This window comes from Qipengyuania citrea, assembly GCF_009828015.1.
Classification (GTDB): Bacteria; Pseudomonadota; Alphaproteobacteria; order Sphingomonadales; family Sphingomonadaceae; genus Qipengyuania; species Qipengyuania citrea.
The window spans coordinates 361,476-384,281 of sequence record NZ_WTYG01000001.1; the positions used below are offsets into that span (position 1 = coordinate 361,476).

Here is a 22,806-nt window from a genome sequence, read left to right on the forward strand (position 1 = left end):
TTTCTCGTTCTACAGCAAGGACCATTCCATGGCCGAAATTTTAAGGCGACATCCGCAAATCGTGTGCTCGCTCGCCATCATCCGTGACCGCAACGAATTCACTACCCGCTCGGCGATCCGGGCAACCGCAATCTTCACCATCACCCGCTGTCCTGAAGCGGTGGCCCGGTTCTCGATCGACCACCGTGCTTTCGACAGGACGACCACCCGGGCCGAAATTCTGGATGGTATCGCCAAACGCATCCCAGCGGATGCAACTGTGATCGCGCGCGCGTCGCGCTTTCCGCAGCATTACCTGCGCGAAGTGTTTGCCGCCGGTGGGCCGCTGCCACCGGCCGATCTGCAACTGCTGCAACGGGAGCGCTCGGATCTCGATATAGTGCAGCTGGAATGCGCAAACAGCGTGCTAGAAGAGATCTCCGCTGCCTACCGCATCGAACGCGCCGGCCCCGGTTCGAACATTCTCTCCCGGTCGCGCCGGGCGCCGGACGAATCGCAATGCGTCTGGGCTGCTTTCCTGTGCTCGCAATGCTCGTCGCACGAACGCATTGCGCTCGCCACTGCCTGGGAAGCGTGGCGCGCCCTCGAGCGAGCGCGGCCACTCCCCTTCGGAAAAGCGTGATGGTGCCAACACTTAGAGAAAGGAAAAGCAAAATGGCAAAAACATATATCGCGCTCGACGCGGAATTTCACTGGGATCGAGACCTGCATGAACTGCATCGGTCGATGGATCCCAAATCGCAGCGCCGAGCTATCGCTGTGAAGAAAATTATGGCCGCGGCCGTGTTCCAATTCACTATCGACGAGGATGGCCGGGTAAGTACCGGCGAGATCGGCAGTTGGAGCGAGCGCGACTGGATCGACGAAAAAGGCGTTGTCAGCAAAGTCTTCGATTACCTGCGGGCGCACGACGACAAGCCGATCGTCACCTATGGCGGGCTCGCAACTGACGTGCCGATCCTGCTCCTTGCAGGTATCGCGCATGGGTTGCGCTTGCCGCCGCAGCTCATAGATCAGCCCGGCAGACGAGGCCCGCGACCGCACCTCGACCTTGGATTGCAATTGAAGGGAGGCGGCCGGACGTGGACCCACCTCAGCCAGCTCCTGCTGCGCATGGGCGTGCCGTTCGATCTGGTTGCAGCGAAATCCAGCGTCCCGCGCCCGGCAAGTGATGCCGCATGGCAAAACCTGCGCGATCATGTCGAATTGGATTGTCTCCTGCTCGCTATCGCGAAGATCGGCTGGCTAGTCGTGCAGGGCACGGACGGCCTGCGACTGGAACCCGCAATCGTTGCGCTGATCGAGGGGTTCTTGCGGCGACGGCCGGATCATTCGCTCGCCGGCGAATTGCGGGCCTACGCCGCCAACCTGCACGGCATCATCGCCGTCGGGTTCGACAACGCTGCCTGATCATTACCCCCATGTGCGCCGGACCCGAACAATTCTGCTATTGTCGGTCCGGCGCATCGGACATCGCAGGATCGCGTGATTACGTATTACAGTGGTCAGGACGTGCAAATATTGATCCACGCCGCCTAGCAGGATTGGAGAAATTGAGTAAGCATCCTGCATGACCGAGGCTCTGTTCAACCGCAAAACCTTAAATCGGCAGCTTGCAGCCATTAACGTTCCAAGCGCGGATCAGCTCAGCATTCTTCGCGCGTGGGCTTCCACCATCCGCGACGGCAGCATCCATACACAGTCCGAAACTGAAATCGAAGACCAGTTCAAGGACCGGATCGTGAGTGCGCTTTTGGGCTACCGCCCGTTCAACGAGACCGGTGAATGGACCGTTGCGTCGAAAGCATCGATCGGATCGGGAGTGGTCGACCTCGCTCTGGGCAATTTCACGCCGGAGAAGAAGGCCATCGTTGCCCCTTTCGAACTGAAAGGCGCACGCACTCGCGATCTCGATGCAATCATGCCGGGTCGCGCAAAAAGCCCGGTGCAGCAGGCTTGGGAATACGCCTCCGACAACGTCGGGACGAAATGGGTGCTGGTCTCCAACTACCTCGAAATCCGCCTCTACAGCTATGGCGAGGGCCGGCAATTCGTCGAGACGTTCGACTTAGCCCAAGGCGACGATCCGGAACTGGCCAAGCGCCTGCTTCTACTGCTGTCGGCGGGCAGCCTGCTCGGCGGACGGACCGCGGAAATCCTCGCCCAGAGCCGCCGCGAAGATCGCGACATCACCAACGCGCTTTACCTGCTCTACAGGGATCTGCGCGGCCAGCTGGTCGATGCGGTGCGTGCGGATCAAGCAGAGCTCGACCCGCTCGATGCGATCAGTGCCGCCCAGACCATTCTCGACCGGGTGCTGTTCATCGCCTTTGCCGAAGATAACGGCCTGCTGCCCGACGACAGCCTGCTGCGCGCGTTCGAACATGCAGACCCCTACAACCCGCGTCCCGTCTGGCAGAACTTCCTCGGCCTGTTTCGCGCCATCGACGAGGGGAATACCCAGCTCAACATCCCACGCTACAATGGCGGCCTCTTCTCGCGCGATCCAGTCATCCCCGACCTCAACCTGCCGGACGCCATCTGCGAGGGGTTCAAGCGCCTTGCCGAATACGACTTCGCCAGCGAAGTCTCGGTCACCGTTCTCGGCCATATCTTCGAGCAATCGATTGCCGATGTCGAAGCGCTGCAGGCGCAGGCGCTGGGCGAAGAACCGATCGAAACCAAAGCTAGTGGCACCAGTGGGCGGCGTAAGCGTGACGGCGTGGTCTATACGCCCGATTACGTCGCCCGCTTCATCGTTGACCAGACGCTGGGCGCACATGAGCGGGAGATTTTCACCGAAATCCTCGCTCGCCACGCCAAGCCTGGTGCGCAGGCCGACGACGATCCGATCAAATGGAAATCCGCCAAAGCGGAGCGGACCGCATGGGAGGAGTATCGCGCCCGATTGACCTCCCTTCGCATTGTCGATCCTGCCTGCGGTTCGGGCGTTTTCCTGATCATGGCGTTCGACTGGCTGAAGGCCGCGCTGGAACGCGCCAATACCCGGATCGCGGAACTCTCCGGCACCGGCCATATGGGCGACCTCTACGATCCAGACAGCGAGATCCTGACGAATAATCTGTTCGGGGTGGACGTGAACAGCGAGAGCGTGGAGATCGCCAAGCTCAGCCTGTGGATCAAGACCGCCCGGCGCGGCAAGGTGCTCGACAGCCTCGACGGCAATCTGAAGGTCGGCGACAGCCTGATCGAGGATTCCAGCTACGCCTATCGCGAACACGGCTTCGCTTGGAAGGAGGCATTCCCGCAGGTATTCACAGAAGGCGGCTTCGACGTGGTTCTGGGCAATCCGCCCTATGTGCGGATGGAATTGCTCAAGCCGATGAAGCCTTGGCTGGAGAAACGCTACGAGGTCGTGTCCGACCGGGCCGACCTCTACGCGTATTTCTTCGAACGCGGGGTCACTCTGCTGAAGCCCGGCGGCAGGCTCGGCTACATCAGCAGCTCGACCTTCTTCAAGACGGGTTCGGGGAAGCCGTTGCGCCACTTCCTGCGAACGAAGGCCGCGATCGAAACCGTGGTCGATTTCGGCGACATCCAGATCTTCGAAGGCGTCACGACCTATCCGGTCATCATGACCCTGCGCGCGGGCGCGCCGGAAGCGGACCACGCGCTGGATTTCTGGAAAGTGGACGCGCTGCCCGAAGCCGATTTCGCCGGGGCGTTCGAAGATGCGCGCAAACCTTATCCGCAGGACGCGCTGGGCGATGGATCGTGGGAACTGGAAAGGCCGGCACTGCGCCGCCTGCGGGAGAAGATCGTCGCCGGGCGTCCGACGCTGAAGGACGCTTATGGCTCACCGCTCTATGGCATCAAGACTGGGCTGAACGAGGCGTTCGTCATCGACACGCCGACCAAAGAACGGCTGTGCCGCGAGGATGGGAAATCGGCGGAACTGCTGAAGCCCTGGCTGGAGGGCAAGGATCTCAAACGCTGGCGGGCCGAACCGCGCGGCCTATGGATCATCTACATTCCCAAAAACCGCATCGCCATCGACGACTACCCCGCCATCCGCGACTGGCTGCTGCCGTTCAGGGAGCGGCTGGAGAAGCGCGCGACCAAGCAGGAATGGTTCGAATTGCAGCAGGCGCAAGAGGCGTATTCAGACTCCTTCAGCAGCCCAAAAATCATCTATTCGCGCTTTCTGAAACGCGCCGAGTTCATGTTCGATGAGCTTTTCAACTATCCGAACAATGCACTCTTCGCCATTCCAGGTGCAGGACACTTTCTCCTCGCCATCCTAAATTCTCCGGTCTGCTGGCAGCACCTCCGCTCACAGAGCACCGATTTAAGCGGCGGTTTTTCGCAGGCCGATGCTGCAGACCTCGAGACCTTGCCGATCCCCACCGCCACCGACGAGCAGAAAGCCGAACTCGCTAGCCTGGCCGAAACCGCGCAAGCCGCGGCGGAGGAACGCTATGGCCTCCAGCAGGAGGTCACGCGCCGCATTCCCGACCTTGCCGCCGACCCCACCTCGGCGAAGTTGACCAAAAAACTCAAGGAATGGTGGACCCTGCCCGACTTCCCGGCCTTCCAAAAGGAAGTGAAGAAGGCGTTGAAGGCCGACATTCCGCTCAAGGAAAGAAACGACTGGGACACCTGGCTCAGCGAAAACCGTGCCGAAATCGACCGCCTGACCGACCGCATCCGCACTTGCGAGCGGGAGATCAACGCCAAGGTCTACGCCCTGTTCGACCTCGATGCCGATGACATCGCCTTACTGGAAGGGAAAATCTAGCCAGCGCCGCTCTTGCGAAACCGGTCGTCGGTGTCATGCATCATCGCTTCGACGTGTCGCAGCAGTGAACCATGTGGCTCTCGGCACCAGCGTCCTGCTGCGCCAAAACCCTCCATGCATATGTTCAATAGAACTCGGCGAATTGGCAATTTCGCCAGATAGAAATTGACTTAGCTGGAATAAAGGAACGTCCTAAACCCCCGCGGCGGCGCCGCCTTAGTTTTCGATCTCGGCCCAATGCTCGGAATGGGTTTCTCTTCAACTAATGTCACACGCGAACTCGACCATGCGTGACCCTCCAGTTCCGCAATCTGGATCACGGCTGTAATAGCCCGGCCTTTCAAACTCAGCATGATACTTTCGGGAATTCTAGTCTCGATCCTTGTTATGAATTCGCCTCTAGCTTGCGAGCGGAAGACGATAACCCTTGGATTGCTCCCATGTCTTGGGGTCGCAAAGACGATTTCGCACGGCAAGAAGTTGCTGGCCAAGCCGTGCCTCAGATGGTGCATGGTTGGCGATCTCGATATGACAGTCATCACGCAAACTTCCGAACTATTGACAGAACTTACGCTGCGCATCCCGGCCAGGAGCAGATCCCACGCGCGAGCGCAGTCGAAGGGGTAGCAAATTGATCGTCGTTTGCCGGGGTATATGCGACGTGACGTTGGGCATTTCGCGCACCATTACGTCAAGCCGTTCGCGCAGCTCCTTGACCTCTCCCAGCGCCAGAGCGCGCCGGTTGTATTTCTTCTGCCCGGTCCCTTGAGACGCATGCCCCATATGCATATCGAGGATCTTCTGCGCGACAGTCGGCGAGGCAAGGACACTGAGATTGTAGGTTCGCTGCGAGTGGAAATCGGCCTTCTTGCCATCGCTCGTTTCGGGCAGCGGCATCACGCCATGAGTAGCGTCCGCCATATACCGCCATGCAATGGCATAGAACCGGCGACCGCCGATTGCAGGCACCTTCTTGCCGTCGCCGCGATACTTTGCCTCTTTGCACCAGAGCTCAGGGAAAACTGGGGTGCATGTCCCAGCCTGATGGTCCTGCTCCTTCGCGATTGCCTCGACATACCTCTGTAATCCCAGTTCGAGAAGCTGAGGGTGCAGCGGCATGACACGGTCACGAGCCTTGTTCTTCAGGCGGCGAAGCTTGTTTTTCTTGACCACGAGGTAGGGCACCTCGCTGTCGAAATTGAAGTCATCGACTTCGAGCCCTGCCCCTTCTTCGCGACACACGCCCGTGTAGGTTGCGATAACTGGAAGCCAGTAAGCCGCATCCATATATACTCGAGGCCGATTATTCGGCCTCAGGCGCTCAACGCTACCGCCGCCACCCTGCCAGAGAGGCAGGGAATAGAGGGTGGTCAAATGCTCCGGCGTCCACGGCATGCGGTCAGGGTCTCCGGGATCGTCTTCGACCCGGAGAGTGTATTCGAGGAAATCGACTTCGAGCCTGTCACCGTATTTCAAGCGCCAGTGGGTTTTGGCGAGACGCCTCGACACGTTCTGGAGAATGCTGAGGTCGCGATTAATCGTTCTCGGGCTCCGCTCCATCCCCCTATTAGACGGAATGGCGTTCTCGTCGAACGGGACAGCCATCGCCCCGGATTTGTTCAGCTTGCCCCATGAGAATTTGTTGGGGAATTTGGCAACGGTTTTGGCAAAGTATTTTGCATCGGCCGCGCTCCAATCCCGCAGCGGCTTATCGCCACATATCCATGCAGCGCGTTCACATACCGCTTCTCGTTGACCGTTGTCTTTTTCCCAGCCCTTTTCGTCCTCCAACTCCGCCAAGACCTCCTTCATCACCTCGCTGAAGCGCAGATCGCTCGGGAATGCGTAAATGCTTTCGTCGACAGTTTGAGACGCAGGCGAGGCAGTTGCCAGGTCTCCTGCGACAGATATTGAGGAGATTCGAGATTGATGCCGACCCGCCCACACCTTCCCGATGATTTCGTCATCGAGAAGGGCCATAGCCCCCCGCCCTGATGATCTCACCTCGTCGCTGTCGACCATAGCCGCACGGTGGTGCGCCTCGGCATATCCACGAAGCAGATGCGCACGCGCTTCGCTCACTGTGCCATCGTTGAGCGGGCAGTCGAACTCACCCAACGCCTGCAAGGCTTCATCGCGGCTTACACTGCCTGGCGTAACGAACAGATGCAGCGTCTTCCACAAGAGCAGGATTTCATCGCTTGTCCAGCTCTCGTCGACCTCAGCTTCGAAGGTCTCGAGATCGATGGTTGCGGCATCGTGCGGCACACGTGCCACGATCCGATAGGCCGCTTCCATTATCTTGTGCGTCGCCGCGTGAGGGTGTGTGGCACCAATGGGGGCCGTGAAAGATGCTGTCGCGCGCGCGAGCTCGTCTTTCAGCCCTTTCCGGAACAGCACCTCCTGCTCTTCGATCGTAAGATGGCCGCGCTGTCTTTCCTGCGTGAGCAACATGATTAAGTCGTCCCATTTCGCGGCCAGCCGACGGGCGAGGCGACGTGCCTCGCTTGGGTCGGATGTGCCGAGCGCTATGCTTATAGGACGCCTACAGTTGTAGTCAGAAGGCATTCTTCGCCGGAAATGATAACGCGCACCGCGGCGCACGAGATAGCTGTGCTGCCGCATGTCAGCGAACGCGTTCGGCGAATAGGTCCGCCAGACTGACGGCTATCACTATGATACTGTGAGAAGCCGTGTGAGAAGCTATGGGTGAAGGTGTGCGCACTACCGCCTCCGGAATGGCGGTTTTCTGCGGCTAATTCAGGATTGTGGAGCGGGTGAAGGGAATCGAACCCTCGTCGTCAGCTTGGGAAGCTGCTGCTCTACCATTGAGCTACACCCGCGAGGCGGCGCGGCGCTTGCCACGGAACGCGCGTGGCGGTCAATACAAACCGGCGGCCACGGCGGAAAACGGCGTGCGCGCCCTTCCCCCGCGGGCAGCACGCCCTACAAGGCCCGCATGACGAACAAGCGCGCATGGGTGAACTGGGCGATCGGCCGGATAGAGGCCGACTTCAACCGTTCGGCCGACACGCATCTGATCCCGCTGCCGGTCCCCGCGCTGCCTGATATCGCGATCTATCTGAAGGACGAATCGAGCCATCCGACCGGCAGCCTCAAGCACCGGCTGGCGCGATCGCTGTTTCTCTATGGCCTGTGCAACGGCTGGATCTGCGAGAACACCCCAGTGGTCGAGGCATCGAGCGGATCGACCGCGGTTTCCGAAGCCTATTTCGCGCGCATGCTGGGGCTGCGGTTCATCGCCGTGGTGCCGCGCAGCACCGCGCAGGCCAAGATCGATGCCATCGCATTCTACGGCGGCGAATGCCATTTCGTCGGCGCGCCCGGCGAAGTCTACGCAGCGGCGCAGTCGCTCGCCGACGAATTGGGCGGCCATTATATCGACCAGTTCACCTATGCCGAACGCGCGACCGACTGGCGCAGCAACAACAATATCGCCGAATCGATTTTCGCGCAGATGGCGCGCGAGCCGCATCCGGTGCCGCGCTGGGTCGTCTGCGGTGCGGGAACGGGCGGCACCTCCGCCACAATCGGCCGCTTTGCACGCTACAATCGCCATGACACCGGGGTCTGCGTCGCCGATCCCGCGGGATCGGTGTTCCACCGCCACTGGGCCGAGCGCAGCGTAGCGCGCGTCGATCATTCGGCCGGATGCATCGAAGGCATCGGCCGGCAGCGGGTCGAACCCAGTTTCCTGCCCGATATCGTCGACCGGATGGAAGTGGTGGCAGACGCCGCCTCGATCGCCGCCGCCCATGAAGTCAGCGCCCGCCTGGGGCGGCGCTGCGGGGGTTCGACCGGGACCAATGTGTGGGCCTGCGCGCGCATCGCCGCCGAAATGGCCGCGCGCGGCGAAACGGGCTCGATCGTGTCGATCCTGTGCGACGACGGCGCGCGGTATGCCGACACAATCTTCGACGCGGAGTGGCTGGCGGCGCGCGACCTCAACGTCGCGGCGCCGCGACAGGCGATCTCCGACTTCTTCGAAACCGGTCGCTTCGCCGGCTAGACACTGCATCTCCAGAACAAGGGCTGCCGCATCACATGATCAGCGACGACAGGATTATTCTCGGGCTGCTGGCCCTCGTACTGGGTTTCGTATTCGCCACGCGCGACCGCCCCGGCTGGCAGCGTTTCTACGTCTTCGTGCCGATCATCCTGGTCTGCTATCTCGTCCCCAGCCTGATGACGACTTTCGGGCTGATCGACGTATCCGAAAGCAATCTGTGGCCGGTAGCGAAGGATTATTTCCTGCCCGCCGCGCTGTTCCTGATGACACTGTCGATCGACATCAAGGGGATCCTCGGTCTCGGCAGCAAGGCGATCGTCATGTTCCTGACCGCCACGGTGGGCATCGTCCTCGGCGGGCCGCTGGCACTGTGGATCGTGGCGCAGTTCGAACCTTCGATCATCGGTTCGGGCGATACCGCCGCATGGCGCGGGCTGGCGACGCTGGCGGGAAGCTGGATCGGCGGCGGCGCCAACCAGACCGCGATGCTCGAAGTCTATGGCTATCCGCTCGAGGGTTTTGCCGCGCTGCTGGCGGTCGACATCATCGTCGCCGAGATCTGGATGGTGTTCCTGCTCTATGGCGCGGGCGCGCACGAGCGCGTCGACAAATGGCTGGGCGCGGACAGTTCATCGATTGCCCGGCTGCGCGACACGATGGCCGATTACACTGCAAGCATCGAACGCGTCGCCAAGGCCAATGACTATGTCCTGCTGTTCGGTGTGACCTTCGCCATCGTCGGTCTCGCGCACCTGCTTGGCGGCTGGCTGGGCGGCTGGTTCGCCGCGATGCAGGGCGAGGACGCCACGCTGGCGAGCGAGTTCTTCTGGGTCGTGGTCATCGCCACCACTGCGGGGCTGGCCGCCAGCTTCACCCGTGCACGCGAGCTAGAAGGTATCGGCGCCAGCAAGTTCGGCGTGTTGTTCATCTTCCTGCTGGTGGCGGTGATCGGCACGCGGATGGACGTGACCAAGATCGCCGATGCGCCCGCTTTCATGGCGATCGGCTTCATTTGGATGCTGTTCCACGTCATCCTGCTGCTGAGCGTGGCCAAGATCATCAAGGCGCCGTTCTTCTTCGTCGCGGTGGGCAGCAAGGCGAATATCGGCGGCGCGGCATCGGCCCCGGTGGTGGCGGCGGCCTTCCACCCCGCACTGGCCCCGGTCGGCGTGTTGCTGGCTGTGCTGGGCTATGCGCTGGGGACCTATGGCGCGATCCTGTGCGCGCAGATGATGGCCGGTATCGGCTAGCCGCGCGCGGCAAAGGTTTCACCCGATACCGGTTGCTTTCGGACCTTGCGCGCGTATGGGCCGTTGCAAAGAAAAGAGAGGAACTTTCATGCGTCAGCTTGACCATTTCATCGTCGGCGGAGCGAGCGCTCCCGCGGCCCGCACCCACCAGATCTGGAACCCCTCGACGGGCGAAGTCCAGGCCGAGGTTCCGCTGGGCGACGCCGCCTTGCTCGACCGCGCGGTCGCCGCCGCCAAGAAGGTCCAGCCCGAATGGGCGGCCACCAACCCGCAGCGCCGCGCGCGGGTAATGTTCGAATTCAAACGGCTGGTCGAAGCCAACAAGCAGGAACTGGCCGAACTGCTCGCCAGCGAACACGGCAAGGTCGTGGACGATGCGCATGGCGATGTGCAGCGCGGGCTCGAGGTCATCGAATATGCCTGCGGCATCCCGCAGGCCCTGAAGGGCGAATATTCGCAAGGCGCGGGCCCCGGCATCGATGTCTATTCGATGCGCCAACCGCTGGGTATCGGCGCGGGCATCACCCCGTTCAACTTCCCCGCCATGATCCCGATGTGGATGTTCGGCATGGCGATCGCGGTGGGCAACGCCTTTATCCTCAAGCCGTCCGAACGCGATCCCAGCGTGCCGATCCGGCTGGCCGAACTGTTCGTCGAGGCCGGCGCGCCCGAGGGGCTGCTGCAGGTGGTCCACGGCGACAAGGAAATGGTCGATGCGATCCTCGATCACGAGGACATCGCCGCGGTCAGCTTCGTCGGGTCGAGCGATATCGCGCATTACGTCTACAAGCGCGGCGTCGCTGCGGGCAAGCGCGTCCAGGCGATGGGCGGCGCGAAGAACCACGGCATCGTCATGCCCGATGCCGATCTCGACCAGGTGGTGGGCGATCTCGCCGGGGCCGCCTTCGGCTCCGCGGGTGAACGCTGCATGGCGCTGCCGGTGGTCGTGCCCGTGGGCGAGGACACCGCCGACAGGCTGCGCGAAAAGCTGATCCCCGCGATCAATGCGCTGCGCATCGGCGTTTCGACCGATCCCGACGCGCATTACGGCCCCGTCGTCACGCCCGAGCACAAGGCGCGGATCGAACAGTGGATCGACACTGCCGAACAGGAAGGCGCCGAAGTCGTCATCGATGGCCGCGGTTTCACGCTGCAGGGGCACGAGAAGGGCTTCTTCGTCGGCCCGACGCTGCTCGACCGCGTCACCCCCGACATGGAAAGCTACCGCGAGGAGATTTTCGGACCCGTCCTGCAGATCGTGCGCGCCGACGATTTCGAGCATGCACTGCGGCTGCCGAGCGAGCACCAATACGGAAACGGTGTCGCCATCTTCACGCGCAACGGCCATGCGGCGCGCGAATTCGCCCACCGCGTGAATGTCGGTATGGTCGGGATCAACGTTCCGATTCCCGTCCCCGTCAGCTATCACAGCTTCGGCGGGTGGAAGCGTTCGGGCTTCGGCGACACCGACCAGTACGGCCAGGAAGGCCTGAAGTTCTGGACCAAGGCCAAGAAGGTCACCCAGCGCTGGCCCGATGGTGGCGGCGACGGATCGAACGCCTTCGTCATCCCCACGATGGGTTGAATGCCGCGGCAGGCGGTAGGGAGAGAGACACGATGAAACGATCACTGCTTACCGCCGCCCTGCCGCTGGCACTGCTGGCTGCCGCCTGTTCGGACGGGCCGGACGAGGCGGCTGCGCCCGAGCCGGCCGAAACGATGATGCCGGTCGAACCCGATGGCGGGATTGGTGACGGCGCCGGACCGCCGGGCCCCGTCACTGCCGAAACCATTCCCGCCGCGTTCCGGGGCGTTTGGGACTATGTCGAGGGCAGCTGCGATCCGGCTTCCGACCTGCGCGTCGAGATCGGGCCCGAGACCATGCAGTTCTACGAATCGTTCGGCGAAGTGACACGGATCGAAGTCGCAGGCCCACAGGACATCGTCGTTTCGCTGGCGATGGAAGGTGAAGGCGAGACATGGGAGATGGTGCGCCGCTTCACGCTGTCCGACGACGGGCGCAGGCTGACCCCGGCGGCGGTTGGCGACGACCAGTTCGAGCCCATGCCGCTTAAGAAATGCGAATAGGAGTGTTGCCCATGCGTATCCTGGCCCTTCCCGTCCTGGCGCTGCCGCTGGCCGCCTGCGCGGGGTATTCCGAACCCGCGCCCTCCCCGTCGAATCCCGGCGATGCGATGCGCGGCAGCTGCAATGCCGAACCGGCACAGGCCCATGTCGGCCAGCAGGCGACCGAGCGGACCGGCGCAGCCATCCTTGCCGAAAGCGGCGCCGAGGTGCTCCGCTGGGGGCCGCCGAACTCGGCCTGGACGATGGACTACCGCACCGACCGCGTGAACGTGCGCTATGACGAGGCGCGGCAGATCACCGAGATCACCTGCGGGTGAAGCGCCGCCACGCCTCCAGCGGATCGCCCTTCGAAGCGCAGTTCGGCTTCGCCCGCGCGGTCCGCCAAGGCGATCGCATCCTGGTCGCCGGCACCGGCCCGATCGAGGTTGACGGCACCTCGACACCGGGCGATGCCGCGGCTCAGGCCGAACGCTGCTTCACGCTGATCCTGCGCGCCGTCGAAGACCTTGGCGGCAGCGCGAAGGATGTCGTGCGCACGCGCATGCTGCTGACTGATCCGGCCGACCAGCAGGCGATCGGCGAAGTCCACGCGCGGTTCTTCGGCGAGGCCCGCCCCGCCGCAACGATGGCAGGCGTGGCTTGGCTCTGCCGACCGGAATGGAAAGTCGAGATCGAGGCCGAAGCAATCATCGAAGGCTGACCGCCGCAGCCCTTTTCACCTCCCCCCACCACCGCTAGGTCACCCGCCATGACAGGACAATTTCAGCTTACCGAAGAGCAGCTCGCGATCCAGGAAGTGGCGCAGCGCTTCACCGCCGACAACATCACTCCGCATGCGGGCGAATGGGACGAGAAATCGCATTTCCCGCGCGACGTGATCAAGAGCACGGCCGAACTCGGTTTCGGCGCGATCTACGTTTCGGAAGAAAGCGGCGGGATCGGGCTCGGCCGGCTGGAGGCTGCGCTCATCATGGAGGCGATGGCCTATGGCTGCCCCACCACCAGCGCCTTCATCTCGATCCACAACATGGCTAGCTGGATGATCGACAGTTTCGGCAGCCAGGACGTGAAGGACCGTTATCTTCCCGACCTCGTCAGCATGGACAAGATCGCCAGCTACTGCCTGACCGAACCAGGCAGCGGTTCGGATGCCGCAGGCCTCAAGGCCAACGCGGTGCGCGACGGCGATCACTACGTTCTCAACGGGACCAAGCAGTTCATTTCGGGCGGGGGCGTCAACGATGTCTACGTCACCATGGTCCGCACGGGAGAACACAAGACCAAGGGCATCACCTGCCTCGTCATCGACAAGGACACGCCGGGCGTTTCCTTCGGCAAGCCGGAGAAGAAGCTCGGCTGGAACGCCTCCCCCACCGCGCAGGTCATTTTCGAGGATGCGCGCGTACCGGTTGCCAATCGCGTTGGCGACGAAGGCGAGGGGTTCCGCTTTGCGATGATGGGCCTCGACGGCGGCCGGCTCAACATCGGGGCCTGTTCACTGGGCGGGGCGCAGCGCTGCCTCGACGAAGCGGTGGCCTACACCAAGGACCGCAAGCAGTTCGACACACCCATTGCGGATTTCCAGAACACACAGTTCATGCTTGCCGACATGGCAACCGACCTCGAAGCGGCCCGCGCGCTGCTGTATCTCGCAGCGGCCAAGGTGACCGACAACGCACCCGACAAGTCGCGTTATTCCGCGATGGCCAAACGGCTCGCGACCGACAATGGCAGCAAGATCGTCAACGATGCGCTGCAGCTGTTCGGCGGCTATGACTATCTCAGGGAATATCCGATCGAACGCTTCTGGCGCGATCTGCGCGTGCATTCGATCCTCGAAGGCACCAACCAGGTCATGCGCATGATCGTGGGCCGCGATTTGCTGCGCCAGTGACCGCGACCGGCGGCAGAATGAGAAGACCCCATGACTGAGAACCTCAACATCCACGCGCATGGCCGCACCGGCCATATCTCGCTCAACCGCCCCAAGGCGCTGCATGCCCTGACGCTCGACATGTGCCATGGCATAAGCGCCGCGCTGGCAGGCTGGGCCGAAGATGACGCAGTCGAGGCCGTCATCCTCGACCACGCCGAAGGGCGCGGCTTCTGCGCGGGGGGCGACATCAATCTCCTGCGCCATTCCGCGCTCAACGATGGCGGGAAAAGCGGGCGCGAATTCTTCCACGACGAATACCGGCTCAACCACCAGATGTTCGAATACGGCAAGCCCATCGTCGCCTTCATGGACGGCATCACCATGGGCGGCGGCGTCGGTATCGCGCTGCCGTGCAAATATCGCGTCGCGACCGAGAACACGCGCTTCGCCATGCCCGAAAGCGGGATTGGCCTGTTCCCCGACGTCGGTGGCGGCTGGCACTTGTCGCGGCTGGGCGGGCGGCTCGGCCAGTTCCTCGCGCTGACCGGTGCGCGGCTCGACGGTGCGGAATGCGTCTGGGCGGGTATCGCCACGCATTACCTGCCGGCTGAGAAACTCGCCGAAGCCAAGGCCCGGATTATCGAACATCCCGACCGGATCGGCGGGATCCTGTCCGAACTTTCCACCACCCCGCCGCCCGCGCGGCTGGAAGAGAATGCCGCGCTGATCAAGAAACACTTCGCCTCGGATCGCTATGAGGACATCCTCCGCAGCCTCGAGGCAGACGACAGCGAATGGGCGGCGAAGGAGCTCGCCACGCTGCGCGGCAAGAGCCCGCAGACCTGCAAGGTCGCGCTGCGCCAGCTGAGCGAGAGCGAACATCTCGGCAGCTTCGCCGACAACATGCGCATGGAATATCGCATCGCCAGCCGCGTGCTGACCCGGCCCGATTTCGCCGAGGGCGTGCGCGCGGTGATCGTCGACAAGACGAACGACCCGCAATGGGACCCCGCAGCGCCCGAGGACGTCAGCGAAGAACTGATCGACAGCATCTTCGCCCCGCTTCCCGAGGGCGCGGAATGGACGCCGCTTGAACGGTGATATCCGTCGCCCCTGCGCAGGCAGGGGCCCATACGCCGTTGCAGTTCCGCGCGGCCGACAAGTCATCTAGGCTCCTGACTTCGCAGGAGCGACGTGGAGAGAACATTGGCTTACGAAACCATCACCGTCGAAAAACGTGACGCGGTCACGCTGATCACGCTCAACCGTCCCAAGGCGCTCAACGCGCTCAACAGCACGATCCTTGCGGAATTGACCGAGGCCTTCGCCGCCTATGAAGCGGACAAGAGCCAGCTTTGTGCAGTCCTGACCGGTTCGGGCGACAAGGCTTTCGCCGCGGGCGCGGACATCAAGGAAATGAGCGAGAAGGCCGCGGCCGATTTCTACCTCGAGGATTTCTTCAGCCCCTGGACGAGCGAGATCGTCAAGAAGACGCGCAAGCCGTGGATCGCGGCGGTCAACGGCTTCGCGCTGGGTGGCGGCTGCGAGCTCGCCATGATGGCCGATTTCATCATCGCGAGCGAAAACGCCAAGTTCGGCCAGCCCGAGATCAAGCTGGGCGTCGCGCCGGGCATGGGCGGATCGCAGCGTCTGACCAGGGCGGTCGGCAAGTCGAAGGCGATGGAGATGTGCCTGACCGGCCGGATGATGGATGCCACGGAAGCCGAGCGCAGCAATCTGGTCGCGCGCGTCGTGCCGCATGACACGCTGCTCGACGAAGCGCTGAAGACCGCGGCGCAGATCGCCAGCATGCCGCCGATGGCCGCGATCGCAAACAAGGAAATGGTCAATGCGGCCTTCGAAACCAGCCTCGACCAGGGCCTGATCATCGAACGGCGCATCTTCCAGATCCTCGCCGCGAGCGAGGACAAGGCTGAGGGCATGGCCGCCTTCGTCGAGAAGCGCGAGGGCAAGTGGAAGGGGAAATAATCCCTCCTGTCACGAGAAAAGAATACGCGGAGAGAGAGAGAGAGAGAACATGAAAATCGCCTTCATCGGCCTTGGCAATATGGGTGGCGGGATGGCCGCCAACCTCGTGAAGGCCGGGCATGCCGTGAATGCCTTCGACCTTTCGGAAGGAGCACTCGCGACAGCCAAGGACAACGGTTGCACGCCCTTCACCGATGCTTCCGAGGCCGTGCAAGACGTCGATGCGGTGGTTTCAATGCTGCCCAATGGCGGGATCGTGAAGTCGGTCTATGAAGGCAGCGTGATCGGCAAGGCGCTCGCAGGCGCGGTGCTGCTTGATTGCTCGACCATCGATGTCGCCACCGCCAAGGAGGTTATCGCCAAGGCCGAGTCCGCCGGTTACGACATGGTCGACGCCCCCGTTTCGGGCGGGATCGCGGCCGCGAATGGCGGCACGCTGACCTTCATGGTCGGTGGCACCGAAAAGGCGTTCGCCCGCGCCGAGGAGGTGCTGCAGGCCATGGGCAAGGCCGTGATCCAGGCGGGCGACGCAGGCGCCGGCCAGACCGCCAAGATCTGCAACAACATGCTGCTCGCCATCTCGATGATCGGCACCGCCGAGGCAATGAAGATGGCCGAGAAGCTCGGGCTCGATCCGCAGAAGTTCTACGAGATCAGTTCGCAGTCCTCGGGCTATTGCTGGTCCTTGAATGCCTACACACCCCTGCCCGGCGTCGGCGTCGAAAGCCCGGCGGACAAGGATTACCAGGGCGGTTTCGCCACCGGCCTGATGCTCAAGGATCTCAAGCTGGCGATGGAAGCCGCCGAGACCGCCGATGCCTCGACCCCGCTCGGTCGCCACGCGAAGGAGCTTTACGAGCAATTCGCCGAGGACAATGCCGGGCTCGATTTCAGCGCGATCATCAAAACGCTCTGATCTCCTCCAGCACCCGCCCGAGCCATTCACGCGGGGCCGTGCGGCGGCCGATATCGGCGACGAATTCCTGCCCGCGCGCCACGCTCTTGAGCCGTCCGTCACGCAACCAGCGGTCGGCGCGGTCGTGATAGCTCAGCCCCCCGCGCTTCAACCATGCGGGGCGCTGCCATAGCGAAGGCGGCCCCCCGGGCACGGTGAGACGCAGCGCATCGCTCGCTTGCCGGGCTTCCACGCCGGGGCCTGCATAGATCACGTCGTTGCGCGCATGGAGCGCCAGCGCATGCGGATGGCCGCGCTCGACCAGATAGTCGGGTGCGCCACGTGTAAGATCGACGATCTCCGCGACTTCGAGATAGCCGAAAATCCGGTGGTGGAGATCGCCGCCTTCCTCGCGGAAGAGGCCGAAGAACAGGAACACGTCCCCCAGCCCCACGCCCCGGTTCGCCAGATGCGTCTGCGCCGCACCGCATTGGCCGAACAGGCAGGTGCCATCGGCGAGGAACATCGGGTCGTGGTGGCACAGCGTGCCCGCATCGACCCGCCCCCGGCTGGCACGCGCGGCATGTTCGCCCAGCCCGAGATCGCCATAGGTCGTGCGCGAGGCGGTACCGGCCGGGATCGGCAGGCTGACCGGCCGACTCTCCACGATCGGCGACGCGCCGCCGCCAGAAGCGCTGTCGAACCCCTTGCGAGAGAAGATAATTCGCACGCCAACCCCGTGCCTTAAGCGCGCGGCAGTGACAACCGCGCCATTCGGCCCTATTTGCGCGCCCATGACACACGACAACAATGGCAAGGTCACCGCGCTCATCATGGCAGGCAAGCGTTCGGGCGTGCTCGACCCGCTCGCCGAGCGCGCTGGTGTCGCGCAGAAATGCGTCGTTCCCGTCGGCGGCATGCCGATGATCGAACGCGTTGTGATGAATGTCGCCGCCAGCCCGCGCATCGGCGAGATCCGCGTCGTGGCGCATGAAGCCGACGAGATCGCCGCCATTCCCTCGATCGCCAAGCTCCAGGCCGAGGGCCGGCTGGTGTTCAAGCCCGGCGCGTTCAATCTGGTCGACAGCGTCTTTGCCGGGGCAGAGGGCGCGGACTATCCGCTGCTGATCACCACCGCGGACAACTGCCTGTGGCTGCCCGAGGACTTCACCGAGTTTGCCGATAAGGCAATTGCCAGCAAGGCAGGCGCTGCGGCTGCACTGGCGCATAAGGAAGACGTCCGTGCCGCCGATCCGCAGGGCCAGTCGCGGTTCTACGAATTTTCCGATGGCGGATATTCAAACTGCAATGCCTATTGGATCGGTACCCCGCAGGCGCTCGCGGCAGCCGAGATCATGCGCGGCGGCGGGCAGTTCGTGAAATTCCCGCGCCGGATTGCCAAGGCGTTCGGCGTGATCAACCTGATCCGCTTCTTCCTCGGCTGGGGAACGAAGGAAAAGCTCTTCGCGCAGGTTTCGCGCCGCTTCGGGTTCTCGATGGTGCCGATCGAGATGAGCCATGGCCACTGCGCCATCGACGTCGACAACGAGCGCACGTTCCAGGTTACCGAAAAGCTGCTGGCGAAGCGGCTCGCAGCCGCCTGACACCGGCCGCACGATGCATCGTCTGCTGCGCAATATCGGCTGGCTCCTGACGGGGCGCGGTCTCAACGCCCTGCTGAGCCTCGTCTACCTCGCGCTCGCCACGCGCACGCTCGGACTCGACAATTTCGGCTATTTCGCGATCATCCTCGCGCTGGGCCAGACGGTCACCGGCATAGCCAACTTCCAGACCTGGCAATTCGTCGTGCGGTGGGGCGCCGATGGCGACGGGCCGGCCGATGCGACCGGTTTCGCCATCGCGCTCGACTTGCTGTCGATTGCGCTCGGCCTGGTGCTGGCCGCCGTGCTGGTCGGAACCGCGCCGCTGTGGCTCCCGCTGCCCGACGAGCTGCTGCCCGTCGCCTTCGGCTATTGCGTCGTTTCGCTGCTCGCCATCAGGACCACGCCGACCGGCCTGCTGCGCCTTCGGTTTGCCTATGCCCGCACGACCGCCGCCGAAGCGGTGCAGCCGGTGGTCCGGGCGGCAGGTGCCGCAGCAGCCGCCATTGCCATGCCGACGGTGACCGGCTTCATCCTCGCCTGGGCGGCGGCGGAAGTAGCGGTCGCCGCCGCGCTGTGGATTGCCGCCGGACGGCTGGAACGCATCAACCTGTCGCGGATCAGCCTGCGCCATATTCCGCGGGCGCACCCAGGTGCCTGGCGCTTCGTCTGGTCGACCAATCTGTCGGGCAGCCTCAATGTCGGATCCAAGCAGGTGCTGATCCTGCTGATCGGCGCCATCGGGGGCGAAACCGCCGCGGGCGGCTATCGCGTCGCGAGCCAGCTGGGGCAGGCGCTCGTCAGCCTTGCACAAACCGTGTCCAAGGCGATCTATCCCGAACTGGTCCACGCCAAGGAAACGGCCCACGCCATGGCCCGGCGAATGGCAAATATCGCGCTGATCGCCGGCGTCCTGGCCGTGCTCGGCACGCTGTTCCTGGGGCGGCCGGCGCTGGCATTGATCGCGGGCCCCGAATTCCGGGTGTTCTGGACGATGGTGATCCTGGCGATTGCCGGGGCGATAGAGCTGGTCGGGGCCAGCCTCGAATCCCTACTGGTCAGCGCGGGCCGTGCGGGCACCGCCTTTTTGATCCGCGCGATCCCGACCGTGATCGGGCTCTCGCTGCTCGAAGTGGCGATGGGCTGGAACGGGCTGAAGGGCGCAGCCTTCACGGTCATGGGCGCATCCGCCCTGTCGGTGCTGGGCTTCTGGGTCGCGATCATCTCGCTGTCGCAGATCACGATCACGGTCAAACCCAAACCCGAGGTACCGCCCGAACGCTAGCGCGGGCACCGGACCGCAGGTCCGACCCGGCGAGGCGCTGGTGCACCCCGGCCGGGTCGGCAGACAGCATGCCGGATCAGGTCAGATTGGCGTCGTTCCACGCCAGCACGGGCTTGCGCGCGGCCTGCGTTTCGTCGAGCCGCTGGCGCGGCGCGTAATAGGGCGCGGCCTTGAGTGTCTCGTCGCCCGCAATCGCCCGCTCGGCCACGCTGCGCAGCGCGAGGATGAACTGGTCGAGCGCCGCCTTGCTTTCGGTCTCGGTCGGTTCGACCAGCATCGCGCCGTGCACAACCAGCGGGAAATACATCGTCATCGGGTGATAGCCCTCGTCGATCAGCGCCTTGGCCAGATCGAGCGTCGAGACATCGTCGGCGAAGCCTTTGTCGCTGAACAGCGCTTCATGCATGCACGGCCCGCTGTGGCCGAAGGGTGCATCGAGCACGTCTTCGAGGCTGCGCAGGATGTAATTGGCATTAAGCACGGCGTCTTCGGACACTTGCTTGAGGCCATCGGCACCGTGGCTGAGGATATAGGCCAGCGCGCGGGTGAACATGCCCATCTGACCGTGGAACGCGGTCATCCGGCCGAAGGCCTTGGTGTGGTCGAATTCGGCAGCGTTCTCTTCCTCGACCAGGTGGACCACGCCATCCTTGGTCCGCGCGGTAAACGGCAGCGGGCCATAGGGGCAGAGCGCTTCGGACAGCACGACCGGGCCCGAACCCGGGCCGCCGCCGCCATGCGGGGTGGAGAAGGTCTTGTGCAGGTTGATATGCATCGCGTCGACGCCGAGGTCGCCGGGGCGCACCTTGCCGACGATGGCGTTGAAATTCGCGCCGTCGCAATAGACGAAGCCGCCGGCCTCGTGGACCGCGTCGGAAATCGCCTTCATGTCGCGTTCGAACAGGCCGCAGGTGTTGGGATTGGTGATCATCACCCCCGCGACATCGGGGCCGAGACGTGCTTTCAGCGCTTCGAGATCGACCCTCCCGTCGGAATTGGCCGGAATGTCTTCGACCCGGTAGCCGGCGAAGGCCGCGGTGGCTGGGTTGGTGCCATGCGCGCTTTCGGGGACGAGGATGACCTCGCGCGCATCGCCGCGCGCTTCGAGCGCGGCGCGGATGCACAGGATGCCGCATAACTCGCCATGCGCCCCGGCCTTGGGGCTCATGGCAACGCCCTGCATGCCGGTAAGCTCGATCAGCCAGTGCGCCAGTTCGTTTATCACTTCCAGCGCGCCGCGCACCGTATCGACCGGCTGCAGCGGATGGACATCGGCGAAGCCGGGCATGCGCGCGACCTTTTCGTTGAGCCGCGGATTATGCTTCATCGTGCACGAACCGAGCGGGAACAGCCCGAGATCGATCGCGTAGTTCTGCCGGCTCAGGCGCGTGTAGTGGCGCACGGTCTCAGGCTCGGACAGGCCGGGCAAGCCGATCGGATCCTTGCGGTCGAACCCGCCGAGGCGATTGGCGCCCGCTTGCGGTTCGGGCAGGTCCACCCCGGTGGTTTCGGCATGGCCGATCTCGAACAGCAGCGGTTCCTCGAGCATCAGCGCGCGGTTGCCGGTGGCGGTATCGGGGCCGCTCATCGCGTTGTGTCCTTCGACGGGGGTGCCGGGCTTCCAGCCCGAAGCGTTGGGAGCGTTCATGCCAGCACCTCCTCGAGTGCGGAGGCGAGCGTTTCCACGTCCTCCTCGGTAGTGGTTTCGGTAACCGCGACGAGCAGCCCGTTGGACAGCGCATCATGGCCGGGGAACAGCCGTGCGAGCGATACGCCCGCGAGGATATCCTGCTGCGTCAGTTCACGCACGATACTGCGCGCATCGCCATCGAGCAGCAGCGTGAATTCATTGAAGAACGCGTCGTTGAGCAGCTTCACGCCCGGCACCTTGGCCAAGCGGTCGGCGGCAAAGCAGGCGAGCCGGTGGTTCTCCATCGCCAGCCGGCGCAGCCCTTTCTCGCCGAGCAGCGTCATATGGACATTGAACGCCAGCGCGCAGAGACCCGAATTGGTGCAGATGTTCGAGGTCGCCTTTTCGCGGCGGATATGCTGTTCGCGCGTCGACAGCGTCAGCACGAAGCCGCGCTTGCCCCCGGCATCGACCGTCTCGCCGCACAGGCGGCCCGGCATCATGCGTACGTGCTTTTCATCGCGTACGGCGAACAGGCCGAGATAGGGACCGCCAAATTGCAGGCCGACGCCGATCGACTGGCCTTCGCCGACGACGATGTCCGCCCCCAGCTCTCCCGGCGATGCGATCGCGCCCAGCGCTACGGGTTCGGTATTGACCGCGATCAGCAGCGCGCCCTTGTCATGCGCGGCCTCGGCGATTTTCGCGAGGTCGGGCAGGCGGCCGAGGATATCGGGATATTGCACCACGACGCAGCTGGTGTCCCCGTCGATCCGCGCAATCAGCCCGTCATCGTCAGGCCTGGCGGTCAGGCTGGGCGGCGCACCGGCGATCTCGTCGTCGGTGAACTTGGCCATCGTCCGCACCACTTCGGCATAATGCGGGTGCAGCGCGCCCGAGAGCACGACCTTGCGCTTCTTCCCACGGGCGACCCGGCCCGCCATGGCCACCGCTTCCCAGCACGCGGTCGAGCCGTCGTACATCGACGCATTGGCGACCGCGCAGCCATAGAGCCGCGCGACCTGCGTCTGGAATTCGAACAGCATCTGGAGCGTGCCCTGCGCGATTTCGGGCTGGTAGGGCGTATAGGCGGTCAGGAACTCGCCGCGCTGGATGATGTGATCGACGCTGGCCGGGATATGGTGCTTGTATGCCCCTGCCCCAAGAAAGAACGCCGCGTCGGATGCGGCAAGGTTCTTCTTGCTCAGCCGCCGCATATGCTTTTCGACCGCCATTTCGCTGGCGTGCATCGGCAGGCCTTCAATCGGGCCGGAAAGCCGCGCTGCCTCGGGTACATCGGCGAACAGCGCATCGATATCGGGCGCGCCGATCGTATCAAGCATGTCCGAACGGTCGGTATCGGTCAGGGGTAGGTAACGCATCTTGGTTCCTTCAAGCCCCGC

Annotated in this window: 19 protein-coding genes, 1 tRNA gene and 1 pseudogene; 15 read left to right on the forward strand and 6 right to left on the reverse strand. The window is 63.6% G+C overall.

Features of this window, described 5'->3' with window-relative positions; translation table 11 throughout:
- The first annotated feature begins 28 nt into the window (after positions 1 to 28).
- From GRI55_RS01630 to GRI55_RS15130, 3 genes are all read left to right on the forward strand, one after another.
- Positions 29 to 622 (forward strand): hypothetical protein, encoded by a 594-nt coding sequence (locus GRI55_RS01630; RefSeq protein WP_160765980.1) that lies wholly within the window; start codon positions 29 to 31, stop codon positions 620 to 622.
- Between the two features lie 32 nt (positions 623 to 654).
- A complete protein-coding gene (locus GRI55_RS01635) occupies positions 655 to 1,410 on the forward strand; it encodes a 3'-5' exonuclease family protein (RefSeq protein WP_160765981.1) in 756 nt (251 codons plus the stop codon).
- Between the two features lie 331 nt (positions 1,411 to 1,741).
- Positions 1,742 to 4,759, forward strand: coding sequence for an Eco57I restriction-modification methylase domain-containing protein (locus GRI55_RS15130; protein ID WP_160765982.1), 3,018 nt, complete (start codon positions 1,742 to 1,744; stop codon positions 4,757 to 4,759).
- A 555-nt stretch (positions 4,760 to 5,314) separates the two neighbouring features.
- Here GRI55_RS15130 and GRI55_RS01645 read toward each other — a convergent pair.
- The 3 genes and pseudogenes from GRI55_RS01645 to GRI55_RS01650 all read right to left on the reverse strand — a co-directional run bounded on the left by GRI55_RS01645 (position 5,315) and on the right by GRI55_RS01650 (position 7,602).
- Positions 5,315 to 7,213 (reverse strand): site-specific integrase, encoded by a 1,899-nt coding sequence (locus GRI55_RS01645; RefSeq protein WP_153038119.1) that lies wholly within the window; start codon positions 7,211 to 7,213, stop codon positions 5,315 to 5,317.
- A gap of 3 nt (positions 7,214 to 7,216) precedes the next feature.
- A pseudogene (locus GRI55_RS15290) lies at positions 7,217 to 7,384 on the reverse strand (DUF6538 domain-containing protein); the annotation flags it as partial.
- A gap of 144 nt (positions 7,385 to 7,528) precedes the next feature.
- Positions 7,529 to 7,602: transfer RNA gene (locus GRI55_RS01650), tRNA-Gly, on the reverse strand.
- A gap of 116 nt (positions 7,603 to 7,718) precedes the next feature.
- On the opposite strand from GRI55_RS01650, the gene GRI55_RS01655 reads away from it, so the two are divergent.
- The 10 genes from GRI55_RS01655 (at position 7,719) to mmsB (ending at position 16,908) form a co-directional block, all read left to right on the forward strand.
- Positions 7,719 to 8,789, forward strand: a complete 1,071-nt coding sequence (locus GRI55_RS01655) for a PLP-dependent cysteine synthase family protein (protein WP_160765983.1) — start codon at positions 7,719 to 7,721, stop codon at positions 8,787 to 8,789.
- A 35-nt stretch (positions 8,790 to 8,824) separates the two neighbouring features.
- Positions 8,825 to 10,039: a DUF819 family protein gene (locus tag GRI55_RS01660; protein WP_160765984.1), complete on the forward strand. Its 1,215-nt coding sequence runs from the start codon at positions 8,825 to 8,827 to the stop codon at positions 10,037 to 10,039.
- A gap of 88 nt (positions 10,040 to 10,127) precedes the next feature.
- Positions 10,128 to 11,624 (forward strand): CoA-acylating methylmalonate-semialdehyde dehydrogenase, encoded by a 1,497-nt coding sequence (locus GRI55_RS01665; protein WP_160765985.1) that lies wholly within the window; start codon positions 10,128 to 10,130, stop codon positions 11,622 to 11,624.
- A gap of 32 nt (positions 11,625 to 11,656) precedes the next feature.
- The gene (locus GRI55_RS14825) at positions 11,657 to 12,127 is read left to right on the forward strand and encodes a hypothetical protein (protein ID WP_202392313.1); all 471 of its coding nucleotides are present in this window, start codon (positions 11,657 to 11,659) and stop codon (positions 12,125 to 12,127) included.
- Between the two features lie 11 nt (positions 12,128 to 12,138).
- Entirely contained in the window at positions 12,139 to 12,444 is a 306-nt protein-coding gene (locus GRI55_RS01670) for an I78 family peptidase inhibitor (protein ID WP_050600934.1), read from the forward strand.
- Positions 12,441 to 12,827 carry a RidA family protein gene (locus tag GRI55_RS01675; protein ID WP_160765986.1) on the forward strand — a complete coding sequence of 129 codons (387 nt, stop codon included), beginning with the start codon at positions 12,441 to 12,443 and terminating at the stop codon, positions 12,825 to 12,827. Before GRI55_RS01670 ends, GRI55_RS01675 begins: the two co-directional genes overlap by 4 nt.
- Before the next feature lie 48 nt (positions 12,828 to 12,875).
- Positions 12,876 to 14,021 carry an acyl-CoA dehydrogenase family protein gene (locus tag GRI55_RS01680; RefSeq protein WP_160765987.1) on the forward strand — a complete coding sequence of 382 codons (1,146 nt, stop codon included), beginning with the start codon at positions 12,876 to 12,878 and terminating at the stop codon, positions 14,019 to 14,021.
- Between the two features lie 30 nt (positions 14,022 to 14,051).
- Positions 14,052 to 15,104, forward strand: coding sequence for an enoyl-CoA hydratase/isomerase family protein (locus tag GRI55_RS01685; RefSeq protein WP_160765988.1), 1,053 nt, complete (start codon positions 14,052 to 14,054; stop codon positions 15,102 to 15,104).
- A gap of 105 nt (positions 15,105 to 15,209) precedes the next feature.
- Positions 15,210 to 15,992, forward strand: a complete 783-nt coding sequence (locus GRI55_RS01690; protein ID WP_160765989.1) for an enoyl-CoA hydratase-related protein — start codon at positions 15,210 to 15,212, stop codon at positions 15,990 to 15,992.
- Between the two features lie 49 nt (positions 15,993 to 16,041).
- Positions 16,042 to 16,908 carry a 3-hydroxyisobutyrate dehydrogenase gene (gene mmsB / locus GRI55_RS01695; protein WP_160765990.1) on the forward strand — a complete coding sequence of 289 codons (867 nt, stop codon included), beginning with the start codon at positions 16,042 to 16,044 and terminating at the stop codon, positions 16,906 to 16,908.
- Here the strand turns inward: mmsB and GRI55_RS01700 are convergent.
- Complete coding sequence (locus GRI55_RS01700) at positions 16,895 to 17,617, reverse strand: Nmad3 family putative nucleotide modification protein (RefSeq protein ID WP_160765991.1); 723 nt, start codon at positions 17,615 to 17,617, stop codon at positions 16,895 to 16,897. The two genes, mmsB and GRI55_RS01700, sit on opposite strands and share 14 nt — an antisense overlap.
- A gap of 64 nt (positions 17,618 to 17,681) precedes the next feature.
- Here GRI55_RS01700 and GRI55_RS01705 point away from each other — a divergent pair, with 64 nt between their 5' ends.
- Positions 17,682 to 18,491, forward strand: a complete 810-nt coding sequence (locus GRI55_RS01705) for an NTP transferase domain-containing protein (RefSeq protein ID WP_063506349.1) — start codon at positions 17,682 to 17,684, stop codon at positions 18,489 to 18,491.
- A gap of 13 nt (positions 18,492 to 18,504) precedes the next feature.
- Entirely contained in the window at positions 18,505 to 19,773 is a 1,269-nt protein-coding gene (locus GRI55_RS01710; protein WP_160765992.1) for a lipopolysaccharide biosynthesis protein, read from the forward strand.
- A gap of 76 nt (positions 19,774 to 19,849) precedes the next feature.
- Here the strand turns inward: GRI55_RS01710 and gcvPB are convergent, their stop codons facing one another.
- Together gcvPB and gcvPA are read right to left on the reverse strand one after the other, a co-directional pair.
- Positions 19,850 to 21,421, reverse strand: a complete 1,572-nt coding sequence (gcvPB, locus tag GRI55_RS01715) for an aminomethyl-transferring glycine dehydrogenase subunit GcvPB (protein WP_160765993.1) — start codon at positions 21,419 to 21,421, stop codon at positions 19,850 to 19,852.
- Positions 21,418 to 22,785, reverse strand: coding sequence for an aminomethyl-transferring glycine dehydrogenase subunit GcvPA (gene gcvPA / locus GRI55_RS01720; protein ID WP_063510833.1), 1,368 nt, complete (start codon positions 22,783 to 22,785; stop codon positions 21,418 to 21,420). The genes gcvPB and gcvPA overlap by 4 nt, the downstream gene beginning before the upstream one ends.
- Positions 22,786 to 22,806 lie beyond the last annotated feature (21 nt).